General features: G+C 64.7%; 19 protein-coding genes. 10 read left to right on the forward strand and 9 right to left on the reverse strand.

Annotated elements, in window-relative coordinates:
* Nucleotides 1-13: 13 nt before the first annotated feature.
* Together ACSQ3O_RS04335 and zwf are read right to left on the reverse strand one after the other, a co-directional pair.
* Nucleotides 14-469, reverse strand: coding sequence for a hypothetical protein (locus tag ACSQ3O_RS04335; protein WP_436137979.1), 456 nt, complete (start codon nucleotides 467-469; stop codon nucleotides 14-16).
* A gap of 58 nt (nucleotides 470-527) precedes the next feature.
* Nucleotides 528-1,982: a glucose-6-phosphate dehydrogenase gene (zwf, locus tag ACSQ3O_RS04340; RefSeq protein WP_137746891.1), complete on the reverse strand. Its 1,455-nt coding sequence runs from the start codon at nucleotides 1,980-1,982 to the stop codon at nucleotides 528-530.
* Between the two features lie 180 nt (nucleotides 1,983-2,162).
* Here zwf and pgi point away from each other — a divergent pair, with 180 nt between their 5' ends.
* Both pgi and ACSQ3O_RS04350 read left to right on the forward strand, forming a co-directional pair.
* A complete protein-coding gene (gene pgi / locus ACSQ3O_RS04345) occupies nucleotides 2,163-3,725 on the forward strand; it encodes a glucose-6-phosphate isomerase (protein WP_436137980.1) in 1,563 nt (520 codons plus the stop codon).
* 110 nt (nucleotides 3,726-3,835) lie between these two features.
* Entirely contained in the window at nucleotides 3,836-5,119 is a 1,284-nt protein-coding gene (locus ACSQ3O_RS04350; RefSeq protein WP_436137981.1) for an AGE family epimerase/isomerase, read from the forward strand.
* Nucleotides 5,120-5,244: 125 nt separating this feature from the next.
* On the opposite strand, the gene ACSQ3O_RS04355 is transcribed toward ACSQ3O_RS04350, so the two are convergent.
* Nucleotides 5,245-5,931 carry a TerC family protein gene (locus tag ACSQ3O_RS04355; RefSeq protein WP_298458602.1) on the reverse strand — a complete coding sequence of 229 codons (687 nt, stop codon included), beginning with the start codon at nucleotides 5,929-5,931 and terminating at the stop codon, nucleotides 5,245-5,247.
* 309 nt (nucleotides 5,932-6,240) lie between these two features.
* Here ACSQ3O_RS04355 and ACSQ3O_RS04360 point away from each other — a divergent pair, with 309 nt between their 5' ends.
* Nucleotides 6,241-6,672 (forward strand): GNAT family N-acetyltransferase, encoded by a 432-nt coding sequence (locus tag ACSQ3O_RS04360; RefSeq protein ID WP_436137982.1) that lies wholly within the window; start codon nucleotides 6,241-6,243, stop codon nucleotides 6,670-6,672.
* Nucleotides 6,673-6,762: 90 nt separating this feature from the next.
* On the opposite strand, the gene ACSQ3O_RS04365 is transcribed toward ACSQ3O_RS04360, so the two are convergent.
* Nucleotides 6,763-7,692 carry an SMP-30/gluconolactonase/LRE family protein gene (locus ACSQ3O_RS04365; RefSeq protein WP_436137983.1) on the reverse strand — a complete coding sequence of 310 codons (930 nt, stop codon included), beginning with the start codon at nucleotides 7,690-7,692 and terminating at the stop codon, nucleotides 6,763-6,765.
* 99 nt (nucleotides 7,693-7,791) lie between these two features.
* On the opposite strand from ACSQ3O_RS04365, the gene edd reads away from it, so the two are divergent.
* The 3 genes from edd to ACSQ3O_RS04380 all read left to right on the forward strand — a co-directional run bounded on the left by edd (nucleotide 7,792) and on the right by ACSQ3O_RS04380 (nucleotide 11,060).
* Nucleotides 7,792-9,561 carry a phosphogluconate dehydratase gene (gene edd, locus ACSQ3O_RS04370; RefSeq protein ID WP_436137984.1) on the forward strand — a complete coding sequence of 590 codons (1,770 nt, stop codon included), beginning with the start codon at nucleotides 7,792-7,794 and terminating at the stop codon, nucleotides 9,559-9,561.
* A 333-nt stretch (nucleotides 9,562-9,894) separates the two neighbouring features.
* Nucleotides 9,895-10,524, forward strand: a complete 630-nt coding sequence (gene eda / locus ACSQ3O_RS04375) for a bifunctional 4-hydroxy-2-oxoglutarate aldolase/2-dehydro-3-deoxy-phosphogluconate aldolase (protein WP_436137985.1) — start codon at nucleotides 9,895-9,897, stop codon at nucleotides 10,522-10,524.
* A gap of 233 nt (nucleotides 10,525-10,757) precedes the next feature.
* Nucleotides 10,758-11,060 (forward strand): DUF805 domain-containing protein, encoded by a 303-nt coding sequence (locus ACSQ3O_RS04380; RefSeq protein ID WP_137746883.1) that lies wholly within the window; start codon nucleotides 10,758-10,760, stop codon nucleotides 11,058-11,060.
* A 121-nt stretch (nucleotides 11,061-11,181) separates the two neighbouring features.
* Here ACSQ3O_RS04380 and ACSQ3O_RS04385 read toward each other — a convergent pair whose 3' ends face one another.
* From ACSQ3O_RS04385 to ACSQ3O_RS04400, 4 genes are all read right to left on the reverse strand, one after another.
* Nucleotides 11,182-11,544 carry a hypothetical protein gene (locus ACSQ3O_RS04385; RefSeq protein ID WP_436141073.1) on the reverse strand — a complete coding sequence of 121 codons (363 nt, stop codon included), beginning with the start codon at nucleotides 11,542-11,544 and terminating at the stop codon, nucleotides 11,182-11,184.
* A 788-nt stretch (nucleotides 11,545-12,332) separates the two neighbouring features.
* A complete protein-coding gene (gene groL / locus ACSQ3O_RS04390) occupies nucleotides 12,333-13,985 on the reverse strand; it encodes a chaperonin GroEL (RefSeq protein WP_063460143.1) in 1,653 nt (550 codons plus the stop codon).
* A gap of 94 nt (nucleotides 13,986-14,079) precedes the next feature.
* Nucleotides 14,080-14,370, reverse strand: coding sequence for a co-chaperone GroES (locus ACSQ3O_RS04395; protein ID WP_137746882.1), 291 nt, complete (start codon nucleotides 14,368-14,370; stop codon nucleotides 14,080-14,082).
* Between the two features lie 276 nt (nucleotides 14,371-14,646).
* Nucleotides 14,647-16,350, reverse strand: a complete 1,704-nt coding sequence (locus ACSQ3O_RS04400; protein ID WP_436137986.1) for a hypothetical protein — start codon at nucleotides 16,348-16,350, stop codon at nucleotides 14,647-14,649.
* A 299-nt stretch (nucleotides 16,351-16,649) separates the two neighbouring features.
* Between ACSQ3O_RS04400 and ACSQ3O_RS04405 the strand changes: the two genes are divergently transcribed.
* From ACSQ3O_RS04405 to ACSQ3O_RS04415, 3 genes are all read left to right on the forward strand, one after another.
* Nucleotides 16,650-18,932, forward strand: coding sequence for an FG-GAP repeat protein (locus tag ACSQ3O_RS04405; protein ID WP_436137987.1), 2,283 nt, complete (start codon nucleotides 16,650-16,652; stop codon nucleotides 18,930-18,932).
* 321 nt (nucleotides 18,933-19,253) lie between these two features.
* Entirely contained in the window at nucleotides 19,254-19,541 is a 288-nt protein-coding gene (locus ACSQ3O_RS04410; RefSeq protein ID WP_298450385.1) for a DUF4148 domain-containing protein, read from the forward strand.
* A 92-nt stretch (nucleotides 19,542-19,633) separates the two neighbouring features.
* Nucleotides 19,634-19,927 (forward strand): DUF4148 domain-containing protein, encoded by a 294-nt coding sequence (locus tag ACSQ3O_RS04415; protein ID WP_137745186.1) that lies wholly within the window; start codon nucleotides 19,634-19,636, stop codon nucleotides 19,925-19,927.
* 156 nt (nucleotides 19,928-20,083) lie between these two features.
* On the opposite strand, the gene argC is transcribed toward ACSQ3O_RS04415, so the two are convergent.
* Nucleotides 20,084-21,022, reverse strand: a complete 939-nt coding sequence (gene argC, locus ACSQ3O_RS04420; RefSeq protein ID WP_436137988.1) for an N-acetyl-gamma-glutamyl-phosphate reductase — start codon at nucleotides 21,020-21,022, stop codon at nucleotides 20,084-20,086.
* Nucleotides 21,023-21,189: 167 nt separating this feature from the next.
* Here argC and ACSQ3O_RS04425 point away from each other — a divergent pair, with 167 nt between their 5' ends.
* Complete coding sequence (locus ACSQ3O_RS04425) at nucleotides 21,190-21,999, forward strand: LysR family transcriptional regulator (protein ID WP_436137989.1); 810 nt, start codon at nucleotides 21,190-21,192, stop codon at nucleotides 21,997-21,999.
* The last annotated feature ends 17 nt before the right edge of the window (nucleotides 22,000-22,016 follow it).

Consider the following 22,016-nt stretch of genomic DNA (forward strand, 5'->3'; position numbering starts at 1 on the left):
CCTCCCGCGCGAATCACAACGCCTGTTTTTTCTCTCTCGTTGTTGACTTGGCTTCTACCGACACTAGCTGCTGGCGCTCGGAGAGGTGAAACGACACTGAGTAACCTCGTGCTGAGGTGCGTTTGAATTGAAGCCAGTAGTCGCAGCGATAGAGGCGGGCATTCACCTCTTCGCAGGTAGATTCCATGAATCTGCTGGTTTCCTTGATTTCTCGCATGCTGGAGCCAACGGGAATCTTGCGCCTGAAGCCAGAGGCAACTCTTTCTGCGTCCAGCTTGTCGAGGTCCACAGAAGCCGGGAAAGATGACCCTTCCGCTTCAATCGACAGGATGCGCACGAACTCCCAGTCTGCAGGCATGCATCCACACGCAGACTTCCAACCTTCAGGACTCAATGGCCCGAAGAAGGCGACCGCCCCGATCAAAGGAATGCTCAGGATGAAGGGTATTAGCTTTCGTTTCGTGAGCATGCCAGTGGCGCTGTTTGATTCTGGGGCAGGCGGAGCTTTCAAGGCTACCACCTGTCGATCACATCTCCTCGCTCCAGCAATACCCGTCGCGCGCAATCATCGCGCTGGCTGCACGCGGGCCCCAGCTGCCGGCGGGGTAGGGGCGGGGGCCTGTCGGGTCGTTCTTCCAGTATTGCAAGATGGGTTCCACCCAGCGCCAGGCTTCTTCCTGCTCGTCGCTGCGCACGAACAGGTTCAGGCGGCCGGCAATCACGTCGAGCAGCAGGCGTTCGTAGGCGCCCACGCGTTCGGTGCCAAAGCGCTGGTCAAAGTCCAGGTTCAGGTGCACCTGCGACAGCGCGGGCTCGGTCTGGTGCTGGGCGGCGCCCTGCGCCATCAGGTGCAGCTCCAGCCCGTCCTTGGGTTGCAGGTTGATCACCAGGCGGTTGGCGGCGCCCGCAGGCGTCTTGAAGATGGGGTGGGGCACGGGCCGGAAGTTGATGACGATGTGCGCATCGCGCCCCGCCAGCCGCTTGCCGGTGCGGATATAGAACGGCACACCCGCCCAGCGCCAGTTGCTGATTTCGGTGCGCAGCGCCACAAAGGTTTCGGTGGTGCTGCCGGGGGCTACGCCTTTTTCTTGCGCGTAGCCGGGCACGGGCTGGCCCTGGTGGTTGCCTGCCGCGTACTGCCCGCGGATCACATGCTGGCCGATGGTCTCCAGCGTCCAGGGCTTGAGCGATTGCAGCACCTTGAGCTTTTCGTCGCGGATGGCGTTGGCGCTGGAGTTGATGGGCGGCTCCATGCCAATGGCGCACAAGAGCTGCAGCGCATGGTTCTGCACCATGTCGCGCATCGCGCCGGTCTGGTCGTAGAACGCGCCGCGCGACTCCACGCCCAGCTCTTCGGCAATCGTGATCTGGATGTTGGCAATGGTCTCGCGGCGCCACAGGGGCTCGAACAGCGCGTTGCCAAAGCGCAGCGCAAACAGGTTCTGCACCGAGGGCTTGCCCAGGTAGTGGTCGATGCGGAAGACCTGCTCTTCCTTCAGCACGCGGCGCAGCGTGTCGTTGATGGCGCGGTTGGACTGCAGGTCGTGGCCCAAGGGCTTTTCCAGCACCACGCGGGTGGTGGGGCCGTTCAGGCCCACGGCGGCGATCTGCTCGCACACGTTGGTGAACAGGCTGGGCGCGGTGGCCACATACATCACCACAGAATCCGCACCGCGTGCCTTCAGCGTTTCGGCCAGGCGTTCGTAGTCCTGGGTTTTGGACAGGTCCATGCGCAGGTAATTCAGCAGGGCCGCAAACCGCGCAAACTCGTCCGGCGTCGGGCGCTTGGCCAGCTCCACGCTGTCGAACCGCGACTGGATCAGGCTGCGGTATTGTTCGTCGCTCAGGTCGTCGCGCGCCACGGCGATGATGCGTCCGCCCTCGGGCAGCGTGCCATGCCGGAATGCCTGAAACAATGCGGGCATGAGCTTGCGCCAGGCAAGGTCGCCGGTGCCGCCGAACAGGACGAGGTCAAAACTCATGGTGTCTCCGTGGTGGGTGTTTCGTTTTGCTGCGTGGAATTGTAATCACGTTACATAAATTTGTAGTCTTCTTTGCTATGTTCCTGCTGCTTGTAACCCAAAAGAATCTGTGAAGTTCATTGAATTTCTGTAATCAAGTTACCATTCCGGCGCATTTCCAACCCCAGACGACTGACCTTCATGCCCACCCGTTGCGACCAGACTGCTTCTTGGCCCCTGCTGGCGGCCCACTTCGACGCCCAGGGCCGCAGCCTGGACATGCGCCAGGCCTTTGCGCAGGACGCCCAGCGTTTTGCACATTTCAGCCAGCAGGCGCCCCACGTGTTTGCCGACCTCTCCAAGAACCTCTGGAGCCGCGAGACTGAAGCTCTGCTGCTGGACCTGGCCCGCGCCTGCGGGGTGGAGCAGCACCGCGATGCGATGTTGGCGGGCGAGGCCATCAACACCACCGAAAACCGCGCCGTGCTGCACACGCTGCTGCGCCGCCCTGCAGGCGTGGCCCTGCCCGGTGATGTGCCCGAAACCGCGCAGCGCCTGGCCGACGTGCACCACACGCTCGATGCGATGCTGCACTACGCCGAGCAGGTGCGCAGTGATGCCGCCATCACCGATGTGGTGAACATCGGCATCGGCGGGTCGGACCTGGGGCCACACATGGCCGTGCGTGCGCTCGAAGAGTTCCGCACACCCGGCAAGCGCTTTCACTTTGTCTCCAACGTGGACGGGCACGAGCTGCACCATGTACTCAAGGGCCTGCAGCCCGAGAGCACGCTGTTCCTGGTCGCGTCCAAGACCTTCACCACCGCCGAGACCATGACCAATGCGCGCTCGGCCCTCGCGTGGTTTGCTGCCCAGGGCGGTCGCAATGTGGCGCGCCACTTTGCGGCGCTCACCACCAACATCGAGGCTGCAGCGGCCCTCGGCATCACCACCACGTTCGGCTTCTGGGACTGGGTGGGCGGCCGCTATTCGCTGTGGTCGGCCATTGGGTTGCCGATTGCCATTGCGATCGGTGCGCAGGGCTTCCGCGACTTCCTCGCGGGCGCACACGCCATGGACGAGCATTTCCGCACCGCGCCACTCGCGCAGAACCTGCCTGTGCGCTTGGGCCTGCTCGATGTCTGGTACCGCAACTTCCATGGCTTCACCAGCCGCTGCATTGCGCCGTACCACGCGGCGCTGGGCCGCTACTCGGCCTATCTGCAGCAGCTGGAGATGGAGAGCAATGGCAAGCGCGTGGCGCAAGACGGCAGTGCACTGGCGTGCGTGACATCGCCCGTGCTGTGGGGTGAGCCCGGCACCAACGGCCAGCACGCGTTCTTCCAGATGCTGCATCAGGGCGCCGACGTGCTGCCGCTGGAGATCGTGGCCGTGCGCAAGGCCTCGCACCCGCTGCCGGGCCACCAGCAAAAACTGCTGGCCAACGCGCTGGCGCAAACGCAGGCGCTGATGGTGGGCAAGGCCAGCGACGACGGCCACCGGCACTTTCCGGGCAACCGCCCCAGCACGCTGATGCTGCTCGATTCGCTCACCCCCACGTCGCTGGGTGCGCTGATTGCACTGCAGGAGCACCGCGTGTTTGTGAGCGGCAGCCTGTGGGGCATCAACAGCTTTGACCAGTGGGGCGTGGAGCTGGGCAAGGTGCTGGCCAAGGATCTGGAAGCGCGGCTGGAGAGTGGCGATGTGTCGGGGCTCGATGGCTCCACTGCAGGCCTGCTGGGCCTGTTGCGCGACGCGACCTGACCGCCGGAACACCACATGTCTTGGGGCAGCGCTGGCGGCAGACCACGCGCCCCATCGGCAGAAACCGCACGGTTTCCGGCCGATAGCTAATGCATCAGGAGACACCTACCATGCCGATCCCGCCCCTTCCGGACTTCCGCTCCGTTGCCTTTTTGCGCCAGCATCTGCGGGACACCATGGCGTTCTATGACCCCGTGGCCACCGACCCGGGCGGCGGGCAGTACCACTTCTTTCTTGACGATGGCACGGTCTACAACACGCACACCCGCCACCTCGTCAGCGCCACACGTTTTGTGGTCACACACGCCATGCTCTACCGCACCACGGGCGAAGCACGTTACCAGGCGGGCATGCGGCATGCGCTCACGTTCCTGCGCGCCGCGTTTCGCGACCCTGCCACGGGCGGCTATGCGTGGCTGATCGACTGGCAGGATGGCCGCGCCACCGTGCAAGACGCCACACGCCACTGCTATGGCATGGCCTTTGTGATGCTGGCCTACGCCCGCGCTTTCGAGGCCGGTGTGCCCGAAGCCCGCGCGTGGCTGGCCGAAGCGTTTGACACCGCTGAACAGCATTTCTGGCAACCCGACGCTGGCCTGTATGCCGACGAGGCCAGCCCCGCCTGGCAGCTGACGGGCTACCGGGGCCAGAACGCCAACATGCACGCCTGCGAGGCCATGATCTCGGCCTTCCGCGCCACGGGCGAGCGCCGCTACATCGAGCGCGCCGAGCAGCTCGCGCAAGGCATCTGCCAGCGGCAAGCCGCACTGTCGGACCCAGCGCATGCCCCTGCTGCCGAAGGCTGGGTGTGGGAGCACTTCCATGCCGACTGGTCCGTGGACTGGGACTACAACCGCCACGATCGCAGCAACATCTTCCGCCCCTGGGGCTACCAAGTCGGCCACCAGACCGAGTGGGCCAAGCTGCTGCTGCAGCTCGACGCCTTGCTGCCCGCCGACTGGCACCTGCCCTGTGCGCAGCGCCTGTTCGATGCTGCGGTGGAGTGGGGCTGGGACGCCGAGCACGGTGGCCTGTACTACGGCATGGCGCCCGATGGCAGCATCTGCGACGACGGCAAATACCACTGGGTGCAGGCCGAAAGCCTGGCTGCCGCTGCCGTGCTGGCCCAGCGCACAGGCGATGAACGCTACTGGCAGTGGTACGACCGCATCTGGGCCTACTGCTGGGCGCATTTTGTGGACCACGAACACGGCGCGTGGTTTCGCATCCTGCACCGCGACAACCGCAACACCACCCGCGAGAAGAGCAACGCGGGGAAGGTGGACTATCACAACATGGGGGCGTGTTATGACGTATTGTTGTGGGCGCTGGATGCGCAGGGATTCTTGGGGGAGGGCCGTTTGCGGCCCCTGGTCACCCTTGAGAACCGGTGACTGTGCTGGCCCGCTTTCGCTGTCAGCACTGCTGCGCCACGCGCCGGAACAACCCTTGAAGATCCGTTACGGCGCCGCCAGGGCTGCCGTGGTTCCCGTGCCGACAGCGCCTGGCCAGTGAGCGCTCAAGCCGCGGAGTTGCGAGCTGCTCTGGAAGGCCAGAACTTGCCGACCCCCACGACCAGCGCTGCGCCCAAAGCTGCGGCGATGTAGTGCAGCGCCGGGTGTGCCACGGCATAGTCATGCAGCGCCGCATCGCTTGCGATGGTTTCCCCGCCCACCCATCCAATGAGTGCGGCACCCAGCAGCACGATGACGGGGAAGCGTTCCATCAACTTGATCATCAGCGTGCTGCCGAAGATCACCAGCGGGATGCTGATGGCCAGGCCCAGCACGAGCAGCAAGACACTGCCTTGCGCCGCAGCAGCCACGGCAATCACGTTGTCCAGGCTCATCACCAGGTCGGCGATCAGGATCGTGCGCACAGCGGCCATCAGGCTGCCATAGGTCTTCGATTCGCCTTCGTCTTCTTCATCGCTGCTGAGCAGCTGAAAGCCGATCCACAGCAGCAGGCATCCGCCCAAAATCTGCAGGAAGGACAGTTGCAGCAATTTGGCTGCAACAACAGTGAGCGCAATGCGCAGCACGACGGCCGCGCCCGAGCCCCAGAAAACTGCCTTGCGCTGCTGGTGCGGCGGAAGCGAGCGGGCCGCCAAGGCAATGACCACGGCGTTGTCGCCGGAAAGAATGATGTTGATCCAGACGATCTTCACCAGGCCGATCCAGAAATCGGCACTTTGAACAAACTCCATACTGAACTCCACTGTTATGAATGCAAGAAGCGCCCGGAACAGGGTTCCGAGCGCTTCTCTTTTTATGGGAGTGGCCAGTCTACTGAACGGCGTAGCGCTCGGCGTCCGTAATTGTGCTTACGGTGGGCGTTTTGCAGCCGGGGCCGGTCGCGTGGTTTGGCATCCTGTGCTGCGACAACCGCAACACCACCTGCGAGATGGGCAATGCGGGGGGCGTCACAACATAGGGGCGTGTTGTGACGTGTTGGGTGTGGTGGTGTGTGAGCAAGAATGATGGCTATCGGCCAATTTCGGACAAGGGAGTCACAAGTGTCAATCGAATGGAAACACTCTACGGATGGGATCGACTGGGAAGAACTTTCTGCCCTTTATCGAGCCGCCCCTTTGGGTGAGAAGAGCCCGCTTCATCTGCAGAAGGTCTTCTCGAACAGCATGTTCAAGTGTTTCGTCTACGAGGATGCAAAGCTGGTAGCGGTGGGGCGTGCGCTCGCAGATGGTGCAGATTGCTCGTATATCTGCGACATTGCGGTATCGCCCGGTCATCAGGGGACTGGCCTTGGCAAACAGGTTGTCCGCAACTTGATGGAAATGTCATGCGGACACAAGAAAATCATCTTGTATGCAGTCCCTGGCAAAGAGCCTTTCTACAGGAAGTTTGGCTTCTTGCGAATGAAGACTGCCATGGCTGTTTTTGAAAATCAGAAGCAGCAAGTTGAAAAGGGCTACCTCAGTGAAGCCTAGTTCTCCTGTCGTTAGAGTAAGCGTGGGCAGTAGGTGCCGACCTTCAGAGAGGTCAAACGTCTGCAATGTTTCTTGAGCTGCCCAGCGTCCTCAGTACGTGAAGAGATTCACTGGTAGTCCAGCAGTCTCCACCCGCACGCTGAATAGCGACCCCGCAGGAATGTCTGCCTGCTGCTCCTCCACCGGTCTCCCCGCCCGTGCCGATGTGATGAACAGCGTCCGCAAGTCCTCCCCTCCAAAACAGACCATGGTCGGGCACTGCACCGGCACGGCGATGCGCTGCAGCACCTTACCCGCTGGCGAGAGCTGCAACACACACGCCCCCTCGTACATCGCCACCCAGTAGTTCCCCTCCACATCCACCGCTGCGCCATCGGGCCGGCCACCGTAGGGCTGGCCTTCCACCTTGCGGTCGAACTGCACCCAGGGGCGGCGGTTGGTGATTTCGCCTGTGGCCGCATCGAACTCGAATTGATCGATGCGGTGCTCCGGCGTGTTGGACCAGTACAGCGTGTGGTTGTCGGGGCTGAAGGCCAGGCCGTTGGCGGTGAAGTTGTCGCCTGCCATGTGGCGCACGCTGTAGCCGGTGGCACTGGCCGGGTCGGCCTGCAGGCACCACAGCGCTGCATGGGGCGCGGTGCGGGGCGTGATGACCGAGCCCGCCCAGAACCGGCCTGCGGTGTCGCAACGCCCGTCATTCAGGCGCAGCACGGCGGTGTCGTGCCGCTCGGGCGGCAGCAGGGCCAGGCAGGTGAGGGCGGTGGGGTCTGCGCTGGCTTTCGCCGTATCCAGAAGATAGAAACCGTTTCGTAACCCGATTACCAATCGCCCATCCGCCGCTGGCGCGCAGCAGCCGGGTTCGCTGGGCATGTGCCATTGGCGATGCTGGCCGGTGCTGGGGTTCCACGCATGCACTGCAAAACCCTGAATATCGCACCAGTAGAGCTGCTGCTCCTCGGGGTGCCAGAAGGGGGATTCGCCCAGTTCGGACGGCGGCAAGGGCAAGGTTTGCAGGGACATGGGTTGAATCGAGGTGGTTATCGAGTTACATTCTAGGGCCTCAGATACTGAGCCCTGGCACCATGCACGGGGCCGAGCCACCCACCGATGGAGACTTCCATGCATCCAGTTGTAGCGCGCGTCACCGAGCGCATTGTCCAGCGCAGCGCAGACACGCGCGGCGCATACATTGCAGGCATCGACGCCATGATCGCTCGCAAGCCCGCACAAGACCGCATGGGCTGCGCCAATCTGGCCCATGCCTATGCGGCGTTGCCGGGCTCGGACAAGTTCAAGGTCACGGTCGAGAAAGCCCCCAACATCGGCATCGTCACGGCCTACAACGACATGCTCTCGGCCCATCAGCCGTACCAAAGCTACCCCGCCGTTTTGCGCGACGAAGCCGCCCAGCTTGGCGCCACGGTGCAAGTGGCGGGCGGTGTGCCTGCGATGTGCGACGGCGTGACGCAAGGCACGCCCGGCATGGAGCTCTCGCTGTTCTCCCGCGATGCCATTGCCATGGCCACGGCGGTAGCGCTGTCCCACGATGTGTTTGACGGTGCGCTGCTGCTGGGCGTGTGCGACAAGATCGTGCCGGGCCTGCTGATCGGCGCGCTGCACTACGGCCACTTGCCCTGCGTGTTTGTGCCCGCAGGCCCCATGGGCACGGGCCTGTCGAACAAAGACAAAGCCAAGGTGCGCGAGCAGTACGCACAAGGCCTGGTGGGCCGCGACGAGCTGCTCAAGGCCGAGTCCGCCGCGTACCACAGCCCTGGCACCTGTACCTTTTACGGAACGGCCAACAGCAACCAGATGCTGCTCGAAGCCATGGGCCTGCATGTGCCCGGCGCGGCGTTCGAGTCGCCCGGCACCGAGGCGCGCGAGGCCTTCACGCGCCAGGCGATGCGCACGGTGCTCGACATCGGCAAGCGCAGCAAGCGCTTCACGCCCATTGGCAAACTCGTGGACGAGCGCTGTATCGTCAACGCCATGGTGGCCCTGCTGGCCACGGGCGGCTCTACCAACCACCTGATCCATTGGGTGGCCATTGCGCGCAGCGCGGGCATCCTGATCGACTGGACGGACTTTGACGAACTCTCGTCCGCCGTGCCGCTGCTGGCCCGCGTGTACCCCAATGGCGATGCCGATGTGAACCAGTTCCAGGCCGCAGGCGGCCCGCCCTGGATCCTGCGCGAGCTGCTGGCGGGCGGCTTCATGCACCCCGATGTGATGAGCGTGAACGCGGGCGGCATTGCCGATGGCGGCAAGAGCGCACCGGCCGTGTCGGGCGACACCTCGGTGCTGCGGCCCGTGAGCGCGCCGTTCTCGCCCACGGGTGGCCTGCGCCTGCTGCAGGGCCGCCTGGGCCGCGCGGTGATCAAGGTGTCGGCCGTACCCGAAGACCGCCACATCGTCGAGGCACCCGCCCGTGTGTTCGATTCGCAAGAAGCCCTGCTCGCAGCCTTCAGCGCGGGCGATGTGAACCAGGACATGGTGGCCGTGGTGCGTTTTCAGGGCCCGCAGGCCAACGGCATGCCCGAGCTGCACAAGCTCACGCCCCCGCTGGCGGTGCTGCAGAACCAGGGCTTCAAGGTGGCGCTGGTGACCGATGGCCGCATGAGCGGTGCATCCGGCAAGGTGCCCGCCGCCATCCACGTCACGCCCGAGGCGCTGGCCGGTGGCCCGCTGGCCAAGGTGCGCGACGGTGACATCGTGCGCGTGGACGCGGTGGCGGGCACGCTCGATGTGCTGGTCGATGAAGCCACCTGGGCGGCACGCACACCAGCGCCGTACAGCGCCCCATCCCAAACCGGCTTTGGCCGCGAACTCTTCACCAACTTCCGTCGCCACGCTGGCGGTGCCGAGCAAGGCGCCTGCACGTGGCTGTAGCAGGATGCACCCTGAGAAGCCGAGAGTCTTTTATCCATGCCCGCCTTGCACGCCAAAAAGCCCCGGCTCGTCGTTGCAAATGCTCGCCATAGCCCGAGCTATGGCTGTGCTTTGTGCCTAGATCCGAGGCGTTTTCGCGCGCCTTTCGGGCTTGGCTAAAAAACTCTCAGCCTCTAAGTCGCTTCGCGCCTTCCCCCTCTCTCGCTGCGCGGGAGGGGGACGCACCCGGTGGCCTGGCAAAGCCAGTTCCACGGGTGCACTGGCATCGCGTCGCGCCCGTTTTGTAGGCCGCTTGCGGCATCCGACATCGAACACACCAAGGAGCACCAACCCATGAACCCTCTCGACATCGCCAGCCACGGCCCTGTGATCCCTGTCATCGTGATTGACCGCGTGGAAGACGCGTTGCCCCTGGCCGAGGCCCTGCTGGCCGGTGGCGTGAAGGTGCTGGAGGTGACGCTGCGCACCGCTGCCGGTCTGCCCGCCATCGAAACCATCGCCCGCCATCTGCCCGAAGCCGTCGTGGGCGTGGGCACGGTCCTCAATGCCGATGACGCCCGCCGTGCGAGCGAGGCCGGTGCGCGTTTTGCCGTGAGCCCAGGCTACACGTCGGAAGTGGGCAGCGCCTGCAAGGGCCTGAACCTGCCGCTGCTGCCCGGCGTGGCCACGTCGAGCGAGATCATGGCGGCGCTGGCCGATGGGTTCTCGTTCCTCAAGCTGTTCCCGGCCGAGGCTGTGGGCGGCATCCCGCTGCTCAAGTCCTGGGCCAGCCCGTTTGGGCAGGTGAGTTTTTGCCCCACCGGCGGCATCAGCAACGCCACGGCACCTAACTACCTGGCGCTGCCCAATGTGCGCTGCGTGGGCGGCTCGTGGCTTACGCCCACCGACGCGGTGCGTGCGGGCGACTGGGCACGCATCACCGAGCTGGCACGCGCCACGCAGGCGCTGCGCACAGCGGGTTGATACCGAAAAATGTAGTCAAAATGGCCGCTTCCGCCTAACGGATATGCCTTTATAGCTATAAAAATAGTAGTAAATGGCTGCGGATGCGCCGCAGGCCGCCCGAGCTGCCAAGAGCAGCCAGGCGGCGTCAGGCAGTTTCCTTCAGGCTCTGACGCAGAGCGCCCCTATCATGGTGCGGGGGCTGGGGCCCCACATCGCTGGTTTGCTTTTTCAACCAAGAGAGGGAGTTCACTATGGATTTTGTTTCGGCTGTCAAAAGCTGCTTCGCGCAGTACGCAGGTTTTTCGGGCCGTGCGCCGCGCTCGGAGTTCTGGTGGTTTGCCTTGTTCCAGCTGGGCGTGTTGGTGATTGCCACCCTGGTGAGCCAAGTGCTTTATGGCATTGCTGCGCTGGCGCTGCTGCTCCCAGCACTGGCCGTGGGTGCGCGCCGCTTGCATGACATCGGGCGCTCGGGCTGGTGGCAGCTGCTGTCGCTCACCGGCATCGGCTCGCTGGTCTTGATCTACTGGTGGGTGCAGCCCAGCGGCGACGATTGAACCCCGCTGCGCAGGCGCCCGCGCCCTCAGCGCAGAGCTGCCCAAAGAAACAAAGCCCGCAGGCCATGAGGTCTGCGGGCTTTTTTGTGGCGGGTCGGAGGCGCGGCGGGCCGCGCGGGCTTCAGACCTTGAGCGAGCGCTCGATGTCCGTGAGCTTGTAGCGCGCCAGGGCGAGGTTGCCCTTGGCCTTGTCGAGCACCAGGTACAGGAACAGGCCCAGGTTGTTGGGCACCAGGCGGATCAGGTGGTACTGGTCGCCCAGGGTGATGAGGATGTCCTCGATGCCGCGGCGCAGGCCCAGCATCTCCATGGTCTTGAGCTTGGCCCTGACCACTTCGGTGTTGCCGGCGGCCGCCAGGTCCAGGTCCAGGCCACCGCCTGCCTGCGCCAGGCACATGCCGCTGCGGTAGTCCACCAGCGCCACCGCTTGCGCGCCGTCGATGGTCATTGCGGCATCCATACATTGCTTCAGGTTGGAATTCATATCGTCGGTCTGCGAAAGGTTGTGGGTGTGTTGGAGGGCCAGTTCATCCATGGCGCTGAGCTTGCCCAGCTGCTCCATCAGGATGAACCACAGGGTCTGGGGGCTGCTGTCGGGCAGTTGGTAGACATGGGTGCGCGCCATCTGTGCAGGTGGCGCAGACTTGAAGATGGACTCCTCCATGAGCGCGTTGGGCATCAGGAAGGCCCAGACCACGGCGGGGTTCTGGGGGGCCAGCCACTCCAGCGTGGCACGCACCAGGTTCACCGAGCCCGGGCCCACCAGCAAGATCACGGCGGCGCTTGCGGGCGAGGGCAGCTGCAGCTCCTTGGCGCTGGCGGGGCGCAGCCAGTCGATCATGGGCGCCACGCTGGCGTCGGCCAGCGGCACCTGCAGCCAAGGCCCGGGGCCAGACGCATTGGCCACCCCCAGCTGCGCCAGGGCATGCAGGCCCAGCCGGGCGGTCAGGTCAAGAACGGTGACGGTGGGAGGGGTGAACGCCATGGTCGTGGAGGGGGGGGGCTCCGAGACGCGGCGCTGCAAGGAAGATCGCCAGCGAATCCACGCAGAGGGTGACGGAACGCTAAAAATTGTATCGAAATATAACTAATTGGGTGTTTCACGCTGAATGGCGTATTCAGTATGAGGGCTTATGAATTGTTGATATTTGTTAACTGCTGATATCGCATATAGGCGGGTGAATGCGGTTTGCTTCCGCCATGAAAAAAGCCCGCAGGCCGTGGGGCCTGCGGGCTTGGGGGTGCGGAGCCAGGGGCTCAGCAGCCGGGCAATTACATGCCCATGCCGCCCATGCCACCCATGCCGCCCATGTCGGGCATGCCGCCGCCAGCACCGGCTTCTTCCTTCGGAGCCTCTGCCACCATGGCTTCGGTCGTCAGCAGCAGCGATGCCACGGAAGCAGCGTTCTGCAGGGCCGTGCGGGTGACCTTCGTGGGGTCCAGGATGCCCAGTTCGAGCATGTCGCCGTACGTGTCGTTGGATGCGTTGAAGCCGTAGTTGCCCTTGCCAGCCAGCACAGCGTTCACCACGACGGAGGCTTCGCCACCGGCGTTGTTCACGATTTCGCGCAGGGGGGCTTCGATGGCCTTCAGCACCAGCTTGATACCGGCTTCCTGGTCGGCGTTGTCGCCCTTGACCGAGTCACCCACAGCTTGCTTGGCACGCAGCAGAGCCACGCCGCCGCCAGCCACAACGCCTTCTTCCACAGCTGCGCGGGTAGCGTGCAGTGCGTCTTCCACGCGGGCCTTCTTTTCCTTCATTTCGACTTCGGTGGCAGCGCCGACCTTGATCACGGCCACACCGCCAGCCAGCTTGGCCACGCGCTCTTGCAGCTTTTCGCGGTCGTAGTCGGACGTGGCTTCTTCGATCTGCACGCGCACTTGCTTGACGCGGGCTTCGATGTCAGCGGCAGCGCCAGCGCCGTCGATGATGATGGTGTTTTCCTTGCCCACTTCGATGCGCTTGGCTTGGCCCAGGTCGGCCAGGGTGACCTTTTCCAGGGTCAGGCCCACTTCTTCAGCGATGACCTTGCCGCCCGTCAGGATGGCGATGTCTTCCAGCATGGCCTTGCGGCGGTCGCCGAAGCCAGGAGCCTTCACAGCCACCACCTTCAGGATGCCGCGGATCGTGTTGACCACCAGCGTAGCCAGGGCTTCGCCGTCAACTTCTTCGGCAATGATCAGCAGGGGACGGCCAGCCTTGGCGACTTGTTCCAGCGTAGGCAGCAGGTCGCGGATGTTGCTGATCTTCTTGTCGAACAGCAGCACGAAGGGGTTGTCCAGAATGGCGGATTGCTTTTCTGGGTTGTTGATGAAGTAGGGCGACAGGTAGCCGCGGTCGAACTGCATGCCTTCCACGACGTCCAGTTCGCTGTCCAGCGACTTGCCGTCTTCCACGGTGATCACGCCTTCCTTGCCGACCTTGTCCATGGCGTCAGCGATCAGCTTGCCGATGGTTTCGTCGGAGTTGGCGGAGATCGAACCCACTTGGGCGATTTCCTTGGAGGTGGTGGTGGGCTTGGAAGCCTTCTTCAGCTCGATCACCAGGGCTGCAACAGCCTTGTCGATACCGCGCTTCAGGTCCATGGGGTTGATGCCAGCGGCCACGTACTTGAAGCCTTCGCGCACGATGGCTTGTGCCAGCACGGTGGCGGTGGTGGTGCCGTCACCAGCGTTGTCGCTGGTCTTGGAGGCCACTTCCTTCACGAGCTGGGCGCCCATGTTCTGCAGCTTGTCCTTGAGTTCGATTTCCTTGGCCACGGACACACCGTCCTTGGTCACGGTGGGGGCGCCGAACGAGCGCTCCAGCACCACATTGCGACCCTTGGGGCCCAGCGTGACCTTGACCGCGTTGGCCAGGATGTTCACGCCTTCAACCATGCGAGCGCGGGCTTCGCCGCCGAAAACTACGTCTTTTGCTGCCATGTTTGGCTCCTAAAATTTGATTCAAATTGGCTGCTTGCGCCTATCTGGTAAGCGCTAGCAGCTATGAAAAAGTGAGTAAACGAGGGAGGAGGGATTACTTCTCGACCACGGCGAACAGGTCGTCTTCCTTCATGACCAGCAGCTCGTCGCCCTTGACCTTGACGGTCTGGCCCGAGTACTTGCCGAACAGAACGCGGTCGCCGACCTTCACGTTCAGGGCAACCACTTCGCCCTTGTCGTTCTTCTTGCCAGGGCCCACGGCCAGCACTTCACCTTGATCAGGCTTTTCAGCAGCGTTGTCGGGGATCACGATGCCGGAGGCGGTCGTGGTTTCGCTTTCAATACGCTTGACGATCACGCGATCGTGCAGAGGGCGAAGGTTCATTGCAATGCTCCTGTTTTCAGTAAAAAAGCTGACGTACTCAGCGCCTGGATGCCCAGGCGCTACCAAACTTCCGGCAGGCGGGGTGGTGTTAGCACTCGTCTGCAGTGAGTGCTAATGATACGGGCATTTGTGGCCGTTTCAAGACACCCCCTACAGACGCCTGGGGGTTTGGAGGGGCAAAAAGGGGGGCGAAGGTGTGCAGAACGCCGCCGCCCGGGTGGGGTAGGGGTGGAGGCCCCCGGGTGACAGGCGCTGGGCAGGTTGTCGGGGCGGCCGTTACAGGCCCTGCAATACCTGGGCGTGCCAGGATTGCAGGGTGGCCTGCCGCTCGCGGCGGGCGGTGTCGTCCGCGTCCTGGGCCTCCTGCTGGCGCTGCAACTGCTTGAGCAGGGGGAGCAGGTCGGTGTGCCGGGACTGCTCGCCGGGCGCGGTGGTGGTGCTGGCGGTGACTTGGTTGTTTTCGACCCGGGTGGTGTGTTGCGAGCGCGACATGGCCCGTGTGAGCGTGGCGCGGATAGCCTCGCCGTTGTCGTAGGCCAGGTCCACCTCCGTGCTGCTGCGGTCTTCCACCTTGTTGTAGAGGTAGTTCTGCGATGCCGAGGTGGTGTCGAGCCGGGGCGCGGCCGACACCAGCAGGGACTGGTGGTAGGACGCCATGAGCTGCGCCGTCTGGGTCTGGCTGACGGCCCGGTTGCGGCTGGAGCTGCCCGTGATGTGGGTGGACTGGTTCAGCGTGTAGTGGAACGTGTCGAGTTCCTGCGTGCGGCGCGGGTTGGTGGCCCGGGTGGTGGCGGTGATGCTGGCATCGAAGTCTGCCAGGCCCGTCAGCAGGCCCTGGTCGTCTTCGCCGAAGGTGCCTGTTTGGGTGTGCAGCGGGGTGCCAAGCTTCAGGCCGACGCCCGCCTGGGGGGCGTCGTAGCGGCTGTGCATGGCCGCAAAGGTGGACTTGAACAGGTCCACCAGCGCCGGTTGGGCCTGGCCGCGTTCTGCCGCCTTGTCGATGCGGCCCAGGTAGTGCTCCACCGCGCTGGCTCGTTGCGCATCCGTGCCCCACTGCGCGGGTTGGCGCAGGTCGGTGGCCATCTTCACCACCCCCTCGCGGCTGCGCAGCTGCACTGCGCGCCGGTCTCCATCGACCTGAAGCTGTGCTCCCAGCGTCAGCACCCGGTTGCCGTCCCTGTCCTTGCCGTAACTCTCCAGCTGCAGTTCCAGCCGGGCAAAAGCCTTGGTGTCGAACCGGAGCAGTTCTTCCACGTCCAGCTTGGGGTCGTCGCCCGACAGGCCTTGCACGGCCTTGTCGAACCCGCCCGCGAGGGCCCGAAGCGCCTCGCGCTCCTGCACGCTGAGTTCTCCGTCCACCACGATTTCAACCGACATGCCAGAACCCGTGGCGCTGGGCTCGCGCTGGTCGTGGATGGACAGTCGCACCCGGGCGCCGGAACGGGTCTCGATGGAGAGTTCCACGCTGCCGCTCGGGCGGCTCTTGAAGGACCAGAGCGCATCCATCGCCTTGCTCTGGATCCGGTCGGGCGAATAGGCGGGAGCCATGTCCACCACGGTTTGCCGGTAGCCTGCCCCCGTGCTGGCCACTTGCTCCAGCAGCGCCGAGCCCAGGCCCGCCAGACGGCCCTGTTGTGTGGTGCCGCTGGCGTTGCGGCCCATGACCTCGGCCAGTGTGTTGTCAGGGGCCTGTTCCCAGACCTGCATGCGCCCGCCCCGGTTTTGCATTTCCAGCAGCGCTTCGTAGGTGGCAGTGGCTGTCTCCAGGCTGCCTGGCCTCTGCGTGATGTGCAGGAACTGGCTGCTGCCATTCACCGATGGGGTGGCGGCGGCGCTGTGGCTGGGCGTGGTGGGGTTGACTGTGATGGGTGTCGGCGGTGCGGCGACCAGGGGCGTAGCTGCCAATGGGGCGGGGGCCACTGTGGGGCTCCACGCGGTCGCCGGGGTGGGGGAGAGGCTGGACAGGCCGACAACACTCATTGCTGGATTTTTCTCGTTGGTTTTATCCAGGTTTTATCGGCAGCCAGCCGCAGAACTGAAAGGCAAGCACACCGCCAGCCCCGTCTGTCAACCCGGCTTCGGTGGGGTGGGTGCGAGCGCCTGCAAAAACTAGAGTGCGTGCTGGCCTGCCGGGCCGCTGTCCCTGTCCCGTGCGCGGAGAACCCTTGATGTCCCGATCTGCTTCTTTTCCCTCCCCTACCCCTAGCCCAACCCTTTGCCCACAGCGCCCCAGCGGCGCACCGTGTGGGCCGCTCGGGCTGCCCCAGGCGCTGCAGCGCATGCGCCGCTGGGCGGCCGGAGTGTTTGTGGGGGTGTTGGGCAGCGCGCTGGTGGCCTGCGGGGGCGGCGATGGCGCGGCGGCCCCTCCGCCCCCGCCGCCTGCGGCAGTGCAGCACCCCGTGGGTGGCCAGGTGAGCGGGCTCGCCGGGGTGCTGGTGCTGGCCAATGGCACGCGGGGGGAATGGACCATCACCACCAGCGGCAGCTATGCCACCCAGGTGGCGCAGGGCGAGTCGTACAACATCGTGGTGCGCACCCAGCCCATGGGGCAGACCTGCCTGGTGGAGAACGGCGCGGGCGTGGTGGCGGGGCCGGTCACCAATGTGCTGGTCCGCTGCACCACCAACACCTATGCCGTGGGCGGGACGGTGGCGGGCCTCGCGGGGGCGCTGACCTTGCGGCTCAATGGCACGGCCGACCTGTTGGTGACCATCGATGGGGCATTCCGTTTTGCCCAGGCCGTGCCCCATGGCAGCACCTATTCGGTGGCTGTGCAGGTGCAGCCGGTGGACCAGTTTTGCGAGGCCAATGGCGCCACTGGCGTGGCATTGTCAGAGGTGACGCAGGTGCGGGTGACCTGTCGCACGATCGATGTGCCCCCCCCGCCACAGCCCCCTCCACCCATTGCTGCTGCTCCGCTGGGCCTGGCCATTGCCTATGGGACGAAGACGCTCAACTTTTCGTGGCAGGCCGCAGTTCATGCCACCAGCTACACCGTGTACGAAGACCCTGACGGGCCGGGGCCGCTGGCAGCTGCGCAGATCGGCACCACGGCCACCACCACGCTCGCGCACGCGGTGCCGGTGCTGCTGCACCTGCGGCTGAATGCCAACTACACGGTGCGGGCCTGCAACGTCAGCGGATGCAGCGCCCCCTCGGCCTCGGTGGCGGCAGACATGGTGCAGGCCGTTGGCTACTTCAAAGCCTCCAGCACGGCAGCGGAGGCGCGGTTTGGAAACCGGGTGGCCTTGTCGAGTAACGGCACGACCCTGGCCGTCGGGGCGTATGGCGAAGCTGGCAACACGGGCGCGGTGTATGTCTTCACCCGCACGGGCAGCACCTGGTCGCAGCAGGCGCGCATCACCGCGCCCAATGGCGAGGCCAACGATTACTTCGGCAACGCCGTGGCCCTGTCGGCCGACGGCAACACCCTGGCGATTGGCGCCGATGGCGAAAGCGGCGACCAGACGGGAACCTTTGCGGCCATGCCCCCCAGCAACAACCTGGCCAGCAGCTCTGGCGCCGTGTATGTCTATTCCCGCGCGGGCACCGCGTGGTCGCAGCAGGCGTTCATCAAGGCCAGTAACACCTTTGCCTTCGATCTGTTCGGCGCGTTTGTTGCGCTCTCGGCCGATGGCAACACCCTGGCCGTTGGCGCCTACTACGAAAGTGGGGACCTGACGGGTGCCCACGGCGATGCGGCGTTTGCGTCGTCCGGCGCGGCCTATGTGTTCAACCGCACGGGCACCAGCTGGGCGCAGCAGGGCTATATCAAGGCCGCCAATGCAGGGGCGGGGGACTTCTTCGGGATCTACCTCAGCCTGTCTGGCAGTGGCGACACGCTGGCAGTGGGGGCGTTCTTTGAGCGCAGCGCCTCGGCCGCCACCCCGGCCGACGACTCCCTGCAGGACGCGGGTGCCGCCTATGTGTTCCAGCGCAGCGCCGGGGTCTGGGCCCAGCAGGCCTACCTCAAGGCCCCCAGCCCTCTGGCGCTGGACCGCTTTGGCGTGGCGGTCATGCTGTCGGGGGACGGCAATACGCTGGCCGTGGGCATGGACGGAGACAGCAGCGACCACACGGGCGTTTTTGTGGTGCCACCGGCCAGCAACAGCCTTGCACTCAACTCGGGGGCCGTGTTTGTCTACACCCGTGCAGGCGGGACCTGGCAGCCGCAGGCTTACCTGAAGGCGTCCAACACCCGCACCCCGCACCGCTTTGGCAACAACCTCAGCATGTCGAGCGACGGCAACACGCTGGTTGTGCCCTCCTACCGCGACAACAGCGCGGCCACGGGCTTCAACGGCAACCAGGCCGACACCACGGCCGCAGATGCGGGCGCCGTGCTGGTGTTTCGCCGCACGGCGGGCACCTGGGTGCAACAGGCCTACCTGAAGGCGCCGAACACCGGGACTGGCGACCGTTTCGGCGGCCGGGTGGCGCTGTCGGGCGATGGCACCACGCTGGCCGTCGGGGCCTCGACGGAAGACGGTGGATCGAACGGCATTGGCGGCAACCAGGCTGACGAAAGCCGCACCAACGCGGGTGCCGTGTACCTGTACTAGAGACGGCGGTGGGGGGCGCACAGCCCTTGCGTGCCGCCAAGAAAGCGTCGCCTTTAAACAGGCTCTGAGGGTTTGCGCCCGCCCTGCCCGTGGTTCTGAAAGAAACCACGGGCTTTTTTTATGCCTGTCCACACCACGCGGCATTGTTTCAAATACTGGAACAGTCAGTTCGCGACCCAGTGGTTTTTCCCTGAACACCATCGGCGTACAGTTCAACCCATCGATGAGCCGAACCCGCAAGGCGACTCACCGAACCCGGTTCAGGAATGGTTTTTTGGCCCGGCTTTTTTGAGACGCTTTTTAACTTCAAGGATTTTCATCATGAACAACACCGCACGTTTCCTCTCCATTGCCGCTGTCGCTGCTTTCGCCTCTTTCGGCGCCCACGCTGACGAAGCCGATGCTTCGCAATTCGCCACCAAGTTCGAAACGAACCGCACCCGCGCTGAAGTGGCTGCCGAAGCCGCCACTGTGGCCCAGACCCGCAGCATTGAGCCTGCTGGTTCCCGCGTCGTGACCTACAAGAGCACCGCTGATCGCGCTGCTGTGCGTGCCCAGGCTGCTGAAGCTGTGCGCACTGGCCAGATCTCTTACGGCGAGCGTGGTTGATTGATCAGCGCTTGATTCGCTGAATCCACCGCTCTTCCTGTTTCGTATTGCCTAGTACATCCCTCTTTTTTGAATTTCATCGGAGTTTCACCATGAACAAGACCGCTCGCATCATCTCCATCGCTGCTGTGGCTGCTTTCTCTGCTTTCGGCGCCCACGCTGACGAAGCCGATGGCTCGCAGTTCGCTCTGAAGTTCGACACCAACCGCACCCGTGCTGAAGTGGCTGCTGAAGCCGCCACGGTGGCCCAGACCCGCAGCATTGAGCCCGCAGGTTCGCGTGTGGTGACCTACAAGTCCACGGCCGACCGCGCTGCTGTGCGTGCCCAGGCTGCTGAAGCCCTGCGCACGGGCCAGATCCCTTCGGGCGAATTCAGCGCCATGTAATCGGTTGACGCAGTTGCGGGCCTTCCCATGGTGGTGGCACGCCGCGTTGGCGGGGTGTTGCTGCCATGGGGAGTGTTTTTCCCCGGGGCTGCAAATCAAACAGATCGGGCTCCCATCGGGAGCCCTTTTTGTTGGCGCGGGCTCAGAGCCCTGGGGCTAACCGGCCCTGTGGGCCAGCATCAAATCCAGGTTCTGCACGGCCGCGCCCGATGCGCCCTTGCCCAGGTTGTCGAACACAGCAGTGAGCAGCACCTGCCCATGCCGCGCGTTGTGGAACACGCCCAGCCGCAGCTGGTTGGTGCCATTGAGGGCCTGCGGGTCCAGGTGTTCGGCGGCTTCGGCCTGTGCCAGGGGCATGACTTCGACATGGGCGGCGCCCGTGTAGTGCTGCTGCAAACAGGCGTGCAGCCGCTCGCCGCTGGCACCCGAAGGCAGCTGGTGCATGAACAGGGGAATGCTCAGCACGATGCCCTGGCGGAACGCGCCATAGGCGGGCACAAAAAAAGGGCGCTGGGCCAGGCCCGCGTGCAGTGCGATTTCAGGCGTGTGCTTGTGCTTCAGCTGCAGTCCATACAGCTGAAAGGCCGGGGCATGCGCGCCACTGGGGCCTTCATGCGCTTCCACCCGGGCCCGCCCGCCGCCCGAGTAACCCGATACCGCGTGCACCGACACCGCATGCTCGCGGCCCAGCAGGCCCGCTTGCACCAGGGGGCACAGCAGGGCCACTGCGCCGGTGGGATAGCAGCCGGGGTTGCTTACCCGCCGGGCGCTTGCAATGCGCGCAGGCTGCGCGGCATCCATTTCAGGAAAACCATAGACCCACTGCGGGTCGGTGCGGTGCGCCGAACTGGCGTCGATCACCTGCACGGCCGGGTTGGTGATGGCGGCCACGGACTCGCGCGCGGCGGCATCGGGCAGGCACAGGATGGCGATGTCGCAGCTGTTGATGGCCTCGGCCCGGCGGGCCGCATTTTTGCGTTCGGCATCGGGCAGGATCAGCAGGCGCAGGTCGGTGCGGCCGCGCAGGCGCTCGTGGATCTGCAGGCCGGTGGTGCCCTGGTCGCCGTCGATAAAAACAAGGGGAGATGCAGTCATGGGGTGGGGCTCCTGGTGGTCAAGGCAGCATCCCTGGCCGGGGGGCGGATGCCGAAGTGGATGGGTGCCGGTAAAGAAGGGATGTGAGGGATGTGCAATCTTCGGCGCCGGTCTAAACTTTGAAAAGTTGAATTTCACAAACATCAGCATCAGGTTTACTGAACGTCATGCGCGAACTCAACCTTGACCGGCTGCGTACCCTGGTCACCATTGCCGACCTCTGCTCCTTCGCCGAAGCCGCACGGGTGCTGCACCTGGCACCACCCACGGTGAGCCTGCACATCGCCGACCTGGAGGCACAGATTGGCGCGCCCCTGCTGGTGCGCAAACGTGGCGAGGTGCGGCCCTCGGGCGTGGGCGAGGCGCTCGTCGAACGCGCGCGGCGCTTGCTGTCCGATGCGGACGACACTCTGGACCTGATTCAGCGCCAGGTGCAGGGGCTGGCCGGGCGGGTGCGCCTGGGTGCATCCACTGGCGCCATTGCGCACCTGCTGCCCCAGGCGCTGGAGGTGCTGGGCCAGCACCACCCGGGCGTGGATGTGCAGGTGGCGGTGCTGACCTCGCCAGAGACCATGGCCCGGCTGGCGAGCGGAGCGCTGGACATTGGCCTGGTGGCCTTGCCGCAGCCCGCCGTGCGCGGGATGGCGGTGCTGCCCTGGCGCCGCGATCCGGTCATGGCCTTTGTGCCATCGGCCTGGGCCGCGCCCCGGCGCGCCACACCCCGTTGGCTGGCGGGCCAGCCGCTGATCCTGAACGACGAGGGCACCAGCCTGTCGCGCCTGTGCAAGGAATGGTTTACCCAAGCGGGCGAGCACCCCCGGGCGCGCATCCAGCTCAACTACAACGACGCCATCAAAAGCTTGGTGGCGGCTGGGTATGGCGCCACGCTGCTACCCCATGAAGCCCCCTCTGCCCCCGGCGGCCACCCAAACTGCCCCACTTATGGCCACCCAAACTGCTCCACCTGGCCGGGGTGAGTTGACCCATTGATTTC

Origin of the sequence: Acidovorax sp. LjRoot74 (assembly GCF_964254355.1) — a bacterium.
Taxonomy (GTDB): domain Bacteria; phylum Pseudomonadota; class Gammaproteobacteria; order Burkholderiales; family Burkholderiaceae_C; genus Acidovorax.

What these genes read in the sequence shown, in the direction of transcription:
- ACSQ3O_RS04335 (WP_436137979.1), bottom strand. Translation starts at nt 469, where the DNA reads ATGCTCACGAAACGAAAGCTAATACCCTTCATCCTGAGCATTCCTTTG.
- zwf (WP_137746891.1), bottom strand. Translation starts at nt 1,982, where the DNA reads ATGAGTTTTGACCTCGTCCTGTTCGGCGGCACCGGCGACCTTGCCTGG.
- pgi (WP_436137980.1), top strand. Translation starts at nt 2,163, where the DNA reads ATGCCCACCCGTTGCGACCAGACTGCTTCTTGGCCCCTGCTGGCGGCC.
- ACSQ3O_RS04350 (WP_436137981.1), top strand. Translation starts at nt 3,836, where the DNA reads ATGCCGATCCCGCCCCTTCCGGACTTCCGCTCCGTTGCCTTTTTGCGC.
- ACSQ3O_RS04355 (WP_298458602.1), bottom strand. Translation starts at nt 5,931, where the DNA reads ATGGAGTTTGTTCAAAGTGCCGATTTCTGGATCGGCCTGGTGAAGATC.
- ACSQ3O_RS04365 (WP_436137983.1), bottom strand. Translation starts at nt 7,692, where the DNA reads ATGTCCCTGCAAACCTTGCCCTTGCCGCCGTCCGAACTGGGCGAATCC.
- edd (WP_436137984.1), top strand. Translation starts at nt 7,792, where the DNA reads ATGCATCCAGTTGTAGCGCGCGTCACCGAGCGCATTGTCCAGCGCAGC.
- eda (WP_436137985.1), top strand. Translation starts at nt 9,895, where the DNA reads ATGAACCCTCTCGACATCGCCAGCCACGGCCCTGTGATCCCTGTCATC.
- ACSQ3O_RS04380 (WP_137746883.1), top strand. Translation starts at nt 10,758, where the DNA reads ATGGATTTTGTTTCGGCTGTCAAAAGCTGCTTCGCGCAGTACGCAGGT.
- ACSQ3O_RS04385 (WP_436141073.1), bottom strand. Translation starts at nt 11,544, where the DNA reads ATGAATTCCAACCTGAAGCAATGTATGGATGCCGCAATGACCATCGAC.
- groL (WP_063460143.1), bottom strand. Translation starts at nt 13,985, where the DNA reads ATGGCAGCAAAAGACGTAGTTTTCGGCGGCGAAGCCCGCGCTCGCATG.
- ACSQ3O_RS04395 (WP_137746882.1), bottom strand. Translation starts at nt 14,370, where the DNA reads ATGAACCTTCGCCCTCTGCACGATCGCGTGATCGTCAAGCGTATTGAA.
- ACSQ3O_RS04400 (WP_436137986.1), bottom strand. Translation starts at nt 16,350, where the DNA reads ATGAGTGTTGTCGGCCTGTCCAGCCTCTCCCCCACCCCGGCGACCGCG.
- ACSQ3O_RS04405 (WP_436137987.1), top strand. Translation starts at nt 16,650, where the DNA reads ATGCGCCGCTGGGCGGCCGGAGTGTTTGTGGGGGTGTTGGGCAGCGCG.
- ACSQ3O_RS04410 (WP_298450385.1), top strand. Translation starts at nt 19,254, where the DNA reads ATGAACAACACCGCACGTTTCCTCTCCATTGCCGCTGTCGCTGCTTTC.
- ACSQ3O_RS04415 (WP_137745186.1), top strand. Translation starts at nt 19,634, where the DNA reads ATGAACAAGACCGCTCGCATCATCTCCATCGCTGCTGTGGCTGCTTTC.
- argC (WP_436137988.1), bottom strand. Translation starts at nt 21,022, where the DNA reads ATGACTGCATCTCCCCTTGTTTTTATCGACGGCGACCAGGGCACCACC.
- ACSQ3O_RS04425 (WP_436137989.1), top strand. Translation starts at nt 21,190, where the DNA reads ATGCGCGAACTCAACCTTGACCGGCTGCGTACCCTGGTCACCATTGCC.